The sequence below is a fragment of the Peredibacter sp. HCB2-198 genome (assembly GCF_045999315.1).
GTDB lineage: Bacteria > Bdellovibrionota > Bacteriovoracia > Bacteriovoracales > Bacteriovoracaceae > Peredibacter.
Window position 1 is genome coordinate 2891138 of record NZ_CP174607.1, and the last position, 13441, is coordinate 2904578.

General features: G+C 44.2%; 13 protein-coding genes. 9 read left to right on the forward strand and 4 right to left on the reverse strand.

The annotated features are described in order from the left end of the window. Positions 1 to 32: 32 nt before the first annotated feature. Entirely contained in the window at positions 33 to 845 is an 813-nt protein-coding gene (locus ACJVC5_RS14690) for an energy transducer TonB family protein (protein WP_408096284.1), read from the forward strand. Here the strand turns inward: ACJVC5_RS14690 and ACJVC5_RS14695 are convergent. Further along, a complete protein-coding gene (locus ACJVC5_RS14695; protein ID WP_408096285.1) occupies positions 842 to 1231 on the reverse strand; it encodes a hypothetical protein in 390 nt (129 codons plus the stop codon). The two genes, ACJVC5_RS14690 and ACJVC5_RS14695, sit on opposite strands and share 4 nt — an antisense overlap. A 156-nt stretch (positions 1232 to 1387) precedes the next feature. On the opposite strand from ACJVC5_RS14695, the gene ACJVC5_RS14700 reads away from it, so the two are divergent. Beyond that, complete coding sequence (locus tag ACJVC5_RS14700) at positions 1388 to 2464, forward strand: M28 family metallopeptidase (RefSeq protein ID WP_408096286.1); 1077 nt, start codon at positions 1388 to 1390, stop codon at positions 2462 to 2464. Position 2465: 1 nt separating this feature from the next. Here the strand turns inward: ACJVC5_RS14700 and ACJVC5_RS14705 are convergent, their stop codons facing one another. Then, positions 2466 to 3626 carry a zinc-dependent alcohol dehydrogenase gene (locus ACJVC5_RS14705; protein ID WP_408096288.1) on the reverse strand — a complete coding sequence of 387 codons (1161 nt, stop codon included), beginning with the start codon at positions 3624 to 3626 and terminating at the stop codon, positions 2466 to 2468. 233 nt (positions 3627 to 3859) lie between these two features. On the opposite strand from ACJVC5_RS14705, the gene ACJVC5_RS14710 reads away from it, so the two are divergent. Next, on the forward strand, positions 3860 to 4231 hold the full coding sequence (locus tag ACJVC5_RS14710) for a response regulator (RefSeq protein ID WP_408096290.1): 372 nt from the start codon (positions 3860 to 3862) through the stop codon (positions 4229 to 4231). Here ACJVC5_RS14710 and ACJVC5_RS14715 read toward each other — a convergent pair. Next, positions 4228 to 4983 (reverse strand): hypothetical protein, encoded by a 756-nt coding sequence (locus tag ACJVC5_RS14715; RefSeq protein ID WP_408096291.1) that lies wholly within the window; start codon positions 4981 to 4983, stop codon positions 4228 to 4230. The two genes, ACJVC5_RS14710 and ACJVC5_RS14715, sit on opposite strands and share 4 nt — an antisense overlap. 105 nt (positions 4984 to 5088) lie before the next feature. Between ACJVC5_RS14715 and ACJVC5_RS14720 the strand changes: the two genes are divergently transcribed. Then, complete coding sequence (locus ACJVC5_RS14720; protein ID WP_408096292.1) at positions 5089 to 5931, forward strand: thioesterase domain-containing protein; 843 nt, start codon at positions 5089 to 5091, stop codon at positions 5929 to 5931. 37 nt (positions 5932 to 5968) lie between these two features. On the opposite strand, the gene ACJVC5_RS14725 is transcribed toward ACJVC5_RS14720, so the two are convergent. Beyond that, entirely contained in the window at positions 5969 to 7213 is a 1245-nt protein-coding gene (locus tag ACJVC5_RS14725) for a trypsin-like serine peptidase (protein ID WP_408096293.1), read from the reverse strand. Between the two features lie 161 nt (positions 7214 to 7374). Here ACJVC5_RS14725 and ACJVC5_RS14730 point away from each other — a divergent pair, with 161 nt between their 5' ends. The 5 genes from ACJVC5_RS14730 (at position 7375) to ACJVC5_RS14750 (ending at position 13415) form a co-directional block, all read left to right on the forward strand. After that, positions 7375 to 8304, forward strand: a complete 930-nt coding sequence (locus ACJVC5_RS14730) for a hypothetical protein (protein WP_408096294.1) — start codon at positions 7375 to 7377, stop codon at positions 8302 to 8304. Positions 8305 to 8397: 93 nt separating this feature from the next. Next, complete coding sequence (locus ACJVC5_RS14735; protein WP_408096295.1) at positions 8398 to 8817, forward strand: MarR family winged helix-turn-helix transcriptional regulator; 420 nt, start codon at positions 8398 to 8400, stop codon at positions 8815 to 8817. Then, positions 8807 to 10045: a TolC family protein gene (locus ACJVC5_RS14740; RefSeq protein WP_408096296.1), complete on the forward strand. Its 1239-nt coding sequence runs from the start codon at positions 8807 to 8809 to the stop codon at positions 10043 to 10045. Before ACJVC5_RS14735 ends, ACJVC5_RS14740 begins: the two co-directional genes overlap by 11 nt. Further along, positions 10042 to 13128, forward strand: a complete 3087-nt coding sequence (locus ACJVC5_RS14745) for an efflux RND transporter permease subunit (RefSeq protein WP_408096297.1) — start codon at positions 10042 to 10044, stop codon at positions 13126 to 13128. Before ACJVC5_RS14740 ends, ACJVC5_RS14745 begins: the two co-directional genes overlap by 4 nt. Then, the gene (locus tag ACJVC5_RS14750) at positions 13128 to 13415 is read left to right on the forward strand and encodes a DUF167 domain-containing protein (protein WP_408096298.1); all 288 of its coding nucleotides are present in this window, start codon (positions 13128 to 13130) and stop codon (positions 13413 to 13415) included. Before ACJVC5_RS14745 ends, ACJVC5_RS14750 begins: the two co-directional genes overlap by 1 nt. Positions 13416 to 13441: the final 26 nt, after the last annotated feature.

The following is a 13441-nucleotide window of genomic DNA, read 5'->3' on the forward strand; positions in this document are numbered from 1 at the left end:
TGAAGATCCTCGATCGCACTAAATATACTCCCATGGCCAAAACCGCTCCTCCGATTAAAGTAGACCTGCGCAAGCTTCCACCGTCATCACAATCTCCTTTTAAAAAACAAATCGTTGAGTCTGAAGATGGTGGAGAGAAGAAAAAGGTCAAAGGTGCTTACCTGAGTGATAAGGACCGTGCCTTTGATAAAGAAACCATCGCAAAAAGAATAGATCCTTTCAACAAAGGTGCTAAGGCCGGCGGTGGTGAAAAAGGTGATGCGGAAAAAACCAAGAAAGGTTCTGAAGGAAAGAAGAAGGTCGCCACAGGAAAGGGGAAACCTCATAAAGGCATGAAACTTTCTGATTTAGGGGCCCATGTGGGTCAGCCTGATCCTTTCATGGAGGCCGCAAAGGAATACTCGAGTAAGAAAAAAGGCAATGGAGGAGATCCCAACCTTCCAGGAAGAAGTGTGAGTTCAACCAATGATCATGTGGAAGAAGTTCCCTTGGGTGATATGACTCATTTGAATACGGTTGAATATAAGTACTATGGTTTTTATCATCGGATTAAGCAACGTCTTGAGCAGTTTTGGGGAAGAAGTATTCAAGAGAAGGCCCAGCAACTTGCTAAAGCAGGGAGACAAGTGGCCTCGGATGATGAGTTGGTGACCTCACTTCAGATAACCATGAACCATGAAGGAGAAGTGGTGGACATCAAAATTACAGGTGCCAGTGGAATTAAGGAACTCGACGATGCTGCGATTGAATCTTTTAATCAAGCGGGCCCATTTCCAAACCCACCCAAGGGACTTATCCGGGACGGTAAAGTCGTCATTGAGTGGGGATTTGTCGTGAATACTTAAGGCTGTTTTTTATATTGGAAGAGACTTAGCATCGTGTTTCTGAAAGTGTTGTTCTTCACTCCACGTGCCACCATAATGTAGTCATTTTCTTTTAGTGAAATTGCCCCTAGATCAATCCCACCTTCAGATGAGAAATTGGCCTCATAAGAGTTTCCTGGAGAAAAGAAGCTCGAAATCTTTCCACCAAGTTCTAGAGTTCCAGATTCAGTGTCTGTTCCATTCGGCTCAGAACATTTTGAATCTTTAAACCAAGAGCGTTTAAACTCGAAAGTGCCGTCTTTTTGGATGTGGTAGGATTCAACTACAAAGCCCTGATGATCCGGACTCATTTGAGTCTGAATACAAGTCGTAGTCCAAATACCTGCTAATAATGCCAATGTGATCATGGTCAAACTCCCGTTGTTTTTTGCGGACTTATAGCCTCCATGACGGGTCTCTGAAAACTTAATCTTTCTTCATGTTAGGTGTCTAAACTTTAGACACCTCCTGAATTCCTTTCACTTCTTTCCGATGACCCTAAGGTTGCCTCTACAATGACAGGGATGAAGTTTCTTATATTCAGTCTTCTTATTTTCGGTCTCTTACTAGGTCTCGGCGCGGGCCCGAAAGAGAATTTATACCAAGTTATTTCAATTCATCCTCATGATCTTGATGAATTAAGGCCCCATATTGAAACGATTGAACAAAGTGGACGCTTGTGGGTCGTTCGTGTGAAAGAAAACGCTCCTTCAGAAGTCATGGAGCATCTGCGACCTCTTACAGGTGGTGAGCGAAGTTACTCTTTTGTGGGGAAACTTATTACGAACAAAGTGTTCAGATCAAAACCCGTGGACTATCAGGGGATGCTGAAAAAACTTTCTCTGGAAAACATCAAGAACGAAGTTTACTGGCTATCAAATTTTGAGACCCGTTATGCCGGATCTGATGAAAATCAACTGGCCACGAATGGTGTTGCTCAAAAACTTGAGGCCCTGGGTTTTACCGTTAAGAAAATTTGTTACCATCCAGAGGCCTGCAGCCTGGTGGCCGAGAAGGCCGGCACAATTTTAAATCGTGATGTCATCATGGTCATGGCCCATATTGATTCGGTTGGTGAGTATTACGCTGGAGCTGATGATAATGCCAGTGGTGTGAGTGTCATTTTAGAAATGGCCCGGGTTTTAAAAGATTATAGTAACAACAAAACCATTCGCTTCTTCATCTCAAACGGAGAAGAGCTGGGTCTTATTGGATCCACTCATTATGCCGGCCAATTAGAGCGAGGCAATCAATTAAAAAATATCTCTCTTCTCATTAACATGGATATGGTGGGATATAACACCACGGGAGTTCTTGAGCTTGAAACTGATCCTGATTTTGGAGACCATGCAGAGTGGTTGGCGGGAGTGGCGGCAAAGTACACAAAACTAAAAACCAAAATTTCTCTCGGGGCCTATGGCAGTGATCATGTTCCATTCCTTCAAAGAGGAGTGCCTGCAGTTCAGACCATTGAAGATTGGGAAAATAAAAATCCTTGCTACCACATGGAATGTGACAGACCAGATGCTCTTAATTATGAGTATGCCACCGAAGTGGCACGACTCAATCTTGCGGCAGTCTTGTTAAAAGATAACGAGTAATTTAGCCGTGCGGTTTCAGCACCACTTTCATGCAATTATCTTCTTTATTATTAAAGATGTGATAGGCCTCACTGATTTTATCCAGCGGCAAGCGGTGAGAGATAATGTCATCCAAGAACACCTTCTTATCTCGCACTAGTCCTAACAGCTCATCAATATATTTATGAACCGGCGCCTGACCTCCGACTAGACGAAGGCCTTTGTCGAAAATTTGTCCCCAAGGAAAATTGTCATAAGTTGTGCCGTATACACCCACCACACTCACAACTCCGCCTCGTCTCACGGCCCTTACGGCCATTTTAAGCGCATTAAGAGTTCCGGCCTCAAGGTGAACGAATTGAGCGGCCTTATCGAAGAGAGTCCGATCAGCTTCCATACCAACAGCGTCGACCACCACATCAGCTCCCCGGCCGCCGGTCATCTCACGAATGATTTCTGTTGGATCATGTTCTTTGAAGTTAATGACTTCAGCTTTGGCACTTTTTTGGGCCACTTCCATTCGGTAATTTAAGTGATCAATACCAATGACTCTTTTGGCCCCCTTAATCCATGCGGCCTTCATGGCCATGACTCCTACCGGGCCACAACCAAACACCGCCACAGTCTCTCCACCTTTAAGATCGGCCCAATCAATGGCCGACCAACCGGTAGGGAAAATGTCCGTCAAAAACAATACTTGATCGTCACTAAGCGAGTTATCAATTTTTCTCGGGCCAAAGTTGGCGTAAGGAACTCTTACGTATTCTGCTTGCCCGCCGCTATAACCGCCATAGAGATCTGTATAACCAAAAAGTGCGGCCCCTTTTTCTCGGAGAAGCCCGCCCTCTGGGCCATAGTTTGAGTTACTGTTTTCACAGTGAGGCGATAATTGATGCTCGCAGAAATAACATTGCCCACATGCAATAGGGAAGGGAACGACAACGCGGTCCCCTCGTTTGAGGTGCTTAATGTCCTTTCCCACTTCTTCCACCACACCCATGAATTCGTGTCCCATAATCATGGGTCTTACCTGTGGAATAAGACCGTTATAAATATGCAAATCTGAGCCGCAAATAGCGGTGGAAGTGACTTTTAAGATAATATCGTTATTTCTTTCAATGACGGGATCTGGGACGTTATCTAGTGTGACTTTTTTAGGGCGATGAAAAACTAAGGCCTTCATGTCAAACTCCCTTGTTTGTATCTTAGGAGAGTTGAATCCCTTTTTTGATGAGAGTCAATTCGACTCCATTGTAAGTGAGGAAAATAAAGCTAAACTTAATACTGATACTTTCAGTGAGAGTATCCATGCGAAACTCTTCACTCCTAATGCATATGGTTAGTGAATTCGCAGATCGGTATCTATTCGTTACTATGAATTGATGATATGACCAAGTTTACCTTTAGGGAGTGGGAATGAAAAAAGTCTTTGTCATTGATGATGATGCTGATGTTCGCGACGTCATCGTATTTGCTCTAGAAGAAGAAGGCTACGAAGTTGAAGTTTCTGAGAATGGCAAACAAGGTCTGGAGATGCTCCGTTCATTTGATGAGTCTCATTACCCAGGACTGATTATCGTAGATTATCTCATGCCGGAAATGGATGGGATTACCTTTATTAAAACTCTTAAGACTGAATACGCAGATTCACTTGGAAAAATCCCTATGGTCATCAGCAGTGCCATGGGACAAATGGATGAATTTGATTTTTTAAGTGATGTGGGTCGGCTTTATAAACCAATGGACCTGGAAGACCTTTTGAAGTTGGTTAAAAAGTATTGCACTTAATAGTTTTGGGCATCATTCAGGCATTGTGAATCAAACATCACAGTGGACCTGTTGATAATAAGATTTTTAACGAAGTTTCTAAGCCCTGAAGTCCCTTCATTCTGCCAATACATCACACAAGTTGGTTCACTACAGTGGGCACCATGTTCGGAGTCCTGATGAGCGGCCTTCATAGGAAGTCCGTTATTCACGAGACCAAGAGCGTGGCCAGTTTCGTGAATAATCGTCGCCTGTTCAACATATTGAGGGATCCGCTCCTCCGTTGATCCACTTCTTGCGATGATATCTTTGAAGACGGCCATGGTGTAAGTGTTCGAGATATGAAATCCCAAAACGTTGCTGTTCTCGGCGTATTCGCCTTTAACAAAAAAGATTTTAAACACAAGTCCACTCTCTGAGCTCTCAACTGTTTTTGCAAGTGAGAGAATGTCTTCAATGCTCCATTTTGTTACATTCACCGATGGAATTTTTGTCATCTGACTTAACGAAGTTGGAATCACCAAGGTAGGTCTAGGCGAGCGACCATTAAAAAGGGCCTCGATGTTTTTTTGATAGATTGTCCAGTATTTCAAGAGAGCGATGTTACTGTCTTCGGTGTAAGGTTCAGCACCCTCTTGGTAGTAGACCTTTACCGTGATTTGGCTGGCCCCAAAGATCGTATTTGGATTCTGAGTCTGGACCGAGGACTTCTTGCTGGAATCTTTTCCGCAGGCCGTGACAATGAGAAGAAGAGTGATAAGAAGCATTTTCATGTGAAACTTATCGTATTGAAGGCCTGAAAGCTTACGGATCGTTTTACTCGGGAATAACTTTTGCCTGGTCTCACGAGGTTTTTGAAAGGATGTTAAACTTTAAGAGTGAAAACTGATTTAACCACACCAGGTTCTTTTGCTCAAAGTAAGGCCCTTACCCCGAAGAATAATTCGGCCCTGAAGCCCGTTTTGAATCCATTGGACTTAAAAACAAGTACAAGTGGACCGGACTACAAGGTGGAACTTAGTTCACCAAAGCTTCCAGGTGCCCCGAGTCTCCCGGGGGTGCCAAGTCTTCCAGATTTTCCGAGTTTAAATAAGCCAAAACCTGAGGCTCCTACCAAAGAAATTGTTCAAGAAGCGATCAAAGAAGAGGCCAAAGCTGAGGCGGTGAAAAAGCCTGAGCCGAAAGACGGTACGGTCAAGAAGCCGGCCATTTTCTTCATTAAAGGTCTCGATATCTTCAGCTCGCCTTCAAATTCTGAATCTGGATACGCGGGCCTTGGCCGCATGGCCGAAGCGGTAGATGGTTCTCGTCTTTATGGCTGGGACCAGAAAGATGAAATTATTAAAGAGATCCGTAAAGTACATCCGGACTATCCAGTGATTCTGGTTGGACACAGTCTTGGTGGAGACACCGCGATTGAAGTGGCCGATGAACTAGACAGTCTCGGAAATAAGTTTAAGGGAGTTGATCTTTTGGTAACCATTGATGCCGTGGGATTCTCTCATGACATCGTTCCTCAAAACGTAAAAAAACATCTCAATGTTTTTGGCGAGAAGAGTTTGTTTTTGAATGATGGACCTCATGTGGCCCGTCGTGAAGAGAAGACCTCGGTCAGAAACATTCTTTCACCACTTGATCACACCGATATTGATGATGATCGAGAAGTTCAATTCGAAATTATGAGTTTGATTCAAGAAACACTGAAAGGTGTTGTCTATTAAAAAAAGGCCCCACCGAAGTGAGGCCCTTGGAGAAAACTTAGATAGTATCAGTAACCATGCGACCAGTTTTACCTGGATCTAGGTGTTCTTTAAGAGATCCACCTTTTGTTCCGTCACCTTTCCAAGAAGTGTTCAGACGGCCGTAGTAATCTGAAAGATCGTTACCACAAGCTGCACCACCGCCGTGAAGCTGACCAACTACACGGTGAGATGAGTTGAATAGTGGAGAACCTGAAGAGCCTGGTTCAGTTGTACCTTTGTCCCAGTCAACAACGCGAACGTGAGTTCCATCGCCTGGAGATGTTTGACCAGAGTAAGAAGAAAGTACTGCTGGATCATTTTCGAATGAAATTGATTTCTCATCAACATTCGGGTGGTGAATAGCAACCGCCGGAGTTGCGTGACCTGTTTCAGTCGCGTCCCAACCAGCATAGTTAACGTTCCACTCAGGACGTGGTTGTGAGTTTAGTTTCACAAGAGTGAAGTCAGATTTTGTACCAGACGCTAGATGAACTGAACCAGTTTGGAAATCAGTCATCTTACCATCACGAGAGCCACCACACTTAGAAGTCTGGTAGTTCCAGTATACAACTAGTGAAGGGGCCGCGCCTGCATTGATACGACAGTGATTGGCCGTCATGAAGAACGGAGTCTTGTCATTGTTTGTGTTGTTAACCATGAAACCAGTACAGAAAGTTGAACCACCTGTAGAGATAACACCTACAGAGTTAACTTCTTGTTCCCAGCCTCTAGAATCAGTACAAGCAACATCAATGTTACAGCTTCCTGCTTTTTGTGTTGATTGACCGAAAGTTCTGAAACCTTGGCCAACTTGACCAAGCTCGATTTCAACTTGATCAATAACTTCTGCTGGAGCAGAAACTTCGATGATCACATCATCACTCATGATCACTGGAGTCCAAAGTTCTTTAGCAGCGTTGTTGTCTGCTGAAGTGAATGGACGGATGAATTCAGAACGGTCAGCTGAATAAATGTTCAGCTCAGCACCTTCTGGAAGATTAAACTTCGAGAAACCAAAGTTTAATGAAACAGCGTTTGGAGCTGTCACTTGGTGTGTCCACACGTATCCACTCTTGGCCTTTTCCCAAGATGGTTGAATAGATACTTTGTGAGGAACCGCGAAACGAGGGGCCTCACCCTTCTTTTCACGTTGAACTTCGAAGTCATGTAAAGATTTAACATCTAATGGCTGGAAGTAAGAAGAACCTGCGAAGGCTTCAAAAGATAGGCCTAGAATGGCCATAACGGCTAATAGTCTCATGTCTCCTCCTTGAGAAACGTCAGTAATAAAACTGTAGAAATTTCTTTTCGGTATGCCATCTTACATTTACTCTCATTGCAAAATGTAATCATTGATTAAAATTGTCGTGATTTATTTTAATTCGTAGAAAAATAGTTTTTTTCTCTCTAAGATATTTCGTCATGAAAATATTTTTATTTCTCACGCTCTTTGTTTTTCACTGTGCTCAAGCACAGGAATTTTTCTCTTTTCTCACACCTAACACGCCTCAAACTTCAATTGAAATGGAAGGTGGCTTCTCACCACAACGAGACATGGATGGTGGAAAAGATAAGACCCATGTGTGGTCCAGCGCCGTAGGGGCAAATCAGAAAATTTACGACGATGGAAAAAATCTGGTGACGCTGGGAGGGAAATGGCAAAAGCTTGATCTCACGGCTCAGTCGAAAGAACTAAATGATTTCTACAATATTCAAGGAAGCATTGGTTATAGACGAATGCTTGAAAATAATAACTTTGCGTTTGGTTCTCTCAGTTATGGTTCGGCCTCTGATCGACCTTTTAAGAGCAATCGAGACAATACTTTAAATGCGAACTATATCCAAAAATTTAGTCCGAAATGGTTCGGACTCTTAAACTACTCAAACAACCGAACTTTTTTGAACAATATCCCACTTCCAGGTTTCTTTTATGTCAAAGAAATGACTGCGGAGAGGGGAATGATCATCGGCTTTCCTATCTTCTATTATATGACTCCGGTTGGAGAGAACTATTCATTACGTTATTTCGGGATTCTCCCATGGACCCACAGACTCAAATTTCTGTATACCAAATATAAATTCATCCTTCCTTATATCGGATATGAGCAGGCCCCTCAGACCTACTTCCGAGACGCCCGTGAAGAGCGAAAAGATCGCTTTTTCTGGTTTGAACGAAGAGTCGGAATGGGTGTTGAGGGGGGACTTGCCCGCGGATTCCGATTTGACTTTTATACCGGTTGGGCCTTCGATCGCCAGTTCTATGAGGCCCGCAACTTCTCAGAAAAGAAGAAATTTCTTATTAATTTAGAAAGTGCTCCTTTTGCTCAATTGAATCTACGGTACGCTTTTTAACCAAATCGTTACAATTTGTTACAATCCATAATATAGACAGGGTCTCTCAAGAGACCCTATACTTAACCAAGTTAACAATTGCCATGGTTGAGTATGCTGTCCAAGTCCATTCTATCAGTTGTTCCATATTCTATTCGCACCATTCGTCGGTTTACCGCCGCGGCGATTACTGCTCCCTTATCTTTCCAACAATTACGTATTTTGATTTTAATTAAAGAGGGCAAAGGTCAGACCGAAATGGCGGACCTCCTTCAGGTCTCAACTGCCGCCATCTCAAAAATGATCAGTCAGTTGGAAATAAAAAAGTATGCTCTTCGGATGCCGGGCAAGGACCGCCGTTCACTGGAACTTAAATTAACCAAAGAAGGCACTAAGGTCTTGAATAAGGTCTTCGGTAAGCTTGAAGATAGATTTGAAAAAAACATTAAACGATTATCAAAACAGGAACAGGCCGATCTTGGAAAAGGTCTTATTGTTCTTGAAAAACTAATGGGATTTGTGAATGAAGTATAGACTAACGTTATCTCTCTTCCTCATGTCTTCCATGGCATCTGCGGCCCCAATGACTCTTAAAGACTCATTTGAAGCGGCCAGAAAGAACATGGAAACGTTGAAACGTGCTGATGCTACGGTGGCCAGAAATGAAGAAACAGAAAATCGCGCGAAGGCGACCATCCTCCCGAACATTAGTGGGGTAGGGTCTTATACCAGAATTGATCCGCCAACCGCGGCCGGGAATTCACCCTTCCTATTAACCAAGCAATATTCTGCGGCCCTGAGACTGACTCAGCCAATTATCCGTGGTGGTTCAATTTCTGCTTATCAAATGGCAAAAGAAAACGTTCTTTTGGCCAAGTTCCAAAAAGAAGCAAGTGAACTTAACCTGTATCAGCTTGTGATTAACTCTTACTATAACCTTCATATCGCACAGGTGGATGTTCAAAACCTTCAAGAGTTCTTGAAGCTCACAAAAGATCGTGTGAGAGAGCTCCGTGAAAGAACGGCCATTGGTCGTTCTCGTAAGGGAGAGTTAGTAGAGGCGGAGGCCCAAGAAAAATCGGCCGAATCACAACTTCAGGCCGGACTTATTTCTCTTAAGCAGGCCGAGGCCACTTTTGAGTTTTATACCAGAATGTCACCGGGTGAAATTCCGTCACTTGGAAATGTTCCGAAGCTTCAGATGAGTTCACAGGAATATCTCAATAAAGTAAAAACTCGCCCTGACATCATGGCCGTGAATCAACAGGTTCGTGTGGCCGATCGTCAGATTGAAGTCTCTCGTGGTGGCCACTTTCCTTCACTAGATCTAACCAGTAACTATTACTTCGATCGTACCGGGGTACTTGCAAGTTCTGAGTGGGACGTGGGTCTTGCTGTCGTTGTTCCTCTTTATCAAGGGGGCGGAGTCTCGGCCGCAGTTCGCGAAGCGGTTGAATCAAAACGCATTGCTGAACTTACAAGCTCTGAGACCACTCGTGCGGCCGAAAGAGATATGATGATCAGTTACCAGAACCTTTCTCAACTTATGGTGCAACTAGAGGCCGTGAAAGGTGCTTACAGCAAAGCTGAAGAGGCCTACAAACTGAATAAAAGAGACTACCAGTATGGACTAGTGACGAACTTAGATGTTCTTCAGTCACTTAACTATTTCATTGAGAGTAAACGTACTTACAACACTCTCAGTATCATGGCCCATATGAACTATAAAAACCTTGAAGCTCTTACTGGAGTTCTCCCATGAGTTTATCCGATATTTCGATTCGTAAACCGGTCTTCGCCTGGATGCTCATGGCCGCCATGATCATCTTTGGTTACATCTCAATGAGAAAGATGGGTGTCTCTCAGATGCCCGACGTGGATTTTCCGGTCGTAAACGTTTCTGTTACTTATGAAGGTGCAGCACCTGAAGTCATGGAACTTGATGTTATTGACCCAATTGAATCAGCGGTTCTTTCTGTTGAAGGTGTTAAGAACGTAACTTCAACTGCTCGTTTGGGGACGGCCAACATTTCAGTTGAGTTCAACTTGAATAAGAACATTGATGTGGCAGTATCTGAGATTGAATCAAAGATTAACCAGGCCGCTCGTCTTCTTCCGGATGACATTGATCCTCCGACCATTTCAAAAGTTAACCCGGATGACCGTCCGATTATGTTCTTAGCGGTAGCTGCGCCAGACATGTCTCGTAAAGACCTCATGGCCTATACCCGTGACGTTCTTAAGGACAAGTTCCAGACTGTTTCGGGTGTGGCCGACGTTTTCCTTGCGGGCTACATTGATCCAAACCTTCGCGTTTGGGCCTATAACGAAAAACTTAATAAGCTTGAGCTGACAGTAAATGACGTTATTGGCGCGGTTCAGGCCGAGCACAAAGAATCTCCATCTGGATTTATTGAAGATCCTTTCAAAGAGAAAAACGTTCGTACTCTTGGGGAAGCGACATCAGTGTCGGAGTTTAAAAAACTTCCGATCATCCGTCGTGGTGGATCTCCTAACTTTATGCCTGTGTTCCTGGATCAGGTGGTTGACGTAGAAGAGGGAATTGCGGACGTTCGTCGTATCTCTCGTTCTAACGGTAAAAACGCTCTTGGTCTTGGTATCCGTAAGCAGCGTGGGACCAATACCATGGCAGTTGCTGATGGTGTGAAAAAGAAGATGGAAGAGCTTCAAAAAGATCTTCCTCCTGGAATGGAACTTTATGTGAACTTCGATACCACCAAGTTCATTGATGAATCCATTCACGAGTTGACCTTCAACTTGATTCTCTCGTCTATCCTGACCGCGATTGTGTGTTGGTTGTTCCTGGGATCATTCTCGGCCACGATAAACGTTATTCTTGCGATCCCGACTTCTATTTTGGGTGCTTTCGTTATTCTTAAGTATCTGAACTTTACTCTCAATACCTTTACACTCCTGGCCCTCTCCCTTTCGATTGGTATCGTAGTGGATGACGCCATTATGGTTCTCGAGAACATTTTCCGCCATCATGAGATGGGAAAAAATCGGGTGGATGCTTCCCGCGATGGTGCCAATGAAATTTCTTTCGCCGCTCTTGCCGCAACAGTGGCGATTATGGCGATCTTCTTACCTGTGGCCTTTATGGACGGGATCATTGGTAAGTACTTCTTCCAGTTCGGTATTACGATTTCGGTAGCAGTAGGTCTCTCCTATATTGAGGCCCTGACTCTTACCCCAATGCGTACCAGTCAGTTTATGGAAGAAGTGGGTCGTACTTCAAAAATTGGTGAGGCAGTTGATAAGATCTTCGAAAAACTTATCCACACTTACACCAATATCCTTCGTCTTTGTTTAAATAACCGAGTGGCCCTTCTTATTGGATCAACACTTTTCTTTGCTGTGTCGTTTGGTGTGGTGAAGTTTCTTCCAAAAGAATTCGTGCCGGTTCAAGATACATCAAACTTCATGATGCGCGTGAAGACCCCAGATGGTTCATCTCTTGAATACACGGACAAACTTACTCGTGAAGTTGAAAAATACCTTATGTCTCGTGGCGAAGTTCTTCGTTACTTCGTGGCGGTAGGTGGCTTCGGCGGAAACATGGAAGCAAACTCAGCGAACCTTTTCGTGACTCTTAAAGAGCCAAAAGATCGTCCGAAGACCAAAGAGGGAAAGACTCCTTACCAGCCAGACCTTTTAAATGAGTTTCGTGCTCACTTTAAAGAGTTCAAAGGGGCGAAGGTCTTCGTCCAAGATACTTCTCAGTCCGGTTTCTCGGCCTCAGGTCGTGGTTTCCCGGTGGAATTTACTCTTATTGGTCCAAACTGGCCGACGCTTATTAAGGCCGCTCGCGATGTCATGGGCGAGATGAAAGAGTCAGGCTACTACGTGGATACCGATACTGACTTTAAAGAGTCAGTGATGGAAATTCAGGTCTTCCCAGATCGCGATAAAGCAAAACTTCGTGGTGTATCGGTTCAAGAAATTGGTACAACCATTAATGCTCTTATCGGCGGTGTGGTGATTGGTAAATATTCTAAAGACGGTCACCGAAATGATATCCGTATCAAGATGGCCGATGCTTCTAAGAATAAGCTTGATGACCTAAAGAAAATTTACGTTCGTAACACTCGCGGAGAGTTAGTAAAACTTCTTGATGTGGTAGTGGTAAAAGAACTTCCGGGTGTTCAGTCTGTGAACCGTCGTTCTCGTCAACGTGCGATCACGATCTTCTCAGGCGTTGCTCCTGGAAAAGCTCAGGGTGAGGCCCTGGCAAAAGTGCGTGAGATCACTCAGAAGCACTTACCGGCCGGTTACACTCTGATTGAATCAGGTTCGGCCGAAACTTATAATGAGGCCTTCACGAGCTTGATTTTCGCTCTCCTCATGGGGATTGTGATTGCCTACATGGTTCTTGGAACTCAGTTTAACAGTTTCATTGACCCAGTGACGGTTCTGACGGCCCTACCGTTCAGTTTCTCCGGCGCCTTCCTGGCACTTTATGTGATGGGGCAGTCGATTAACCTCTACTCGATGATCGGCCTTATTCTTCTTATGGGTATCGTGAAGAAAAACTCGATTCTTCTGGTGGATTTTACAAACCAGCGTCGTGAAGAAGGACTAAGTGTGAAAGACGCTCTTCTTGATGCCTGTCCGAAACGTCTTCGTCCGATTCTTATGACGACGATTGCGACCATCGCCGGTGCGATTCCTCTGGCCTTCTCTCTTGGTGCTGGTTCCGAGGCCCTAAAACCGATGGCCGTGGCGATTATCGGTGGTTGTATTGTTTCAACCGTTCTTACTCTTGTGGTGGTTCCGGCCTTCTACTCACTACTTGCTCGCGAAAAGAAAGTTCAACAACATTAATGGCTATTTGGTTAAAGGTGCATCCGAAAGGATGCACCCTTTCTCTTTACATCCAACCCGGTGCCTCTCGCTCAGAGATTTCTGGCCTGCATGGGGACAGACTTAAAGTCAAAATCAAGGCCCCGCCAGTGGATGGTGAAGCGAATGCGGCCTTAATTAAATTTATGGCCGAGACATTAGGAATAGCGAAAAAAAATGTGCACTTGATTCACGGGGAGACTTCCCGTCAAAAAACGTTGTTAGTTGAAATGTCGTTTGAGAAAGTTGAGAGTTTGATTAAGGTCTAAAAAAAAAGGCCCCACCGAAGTGGGGC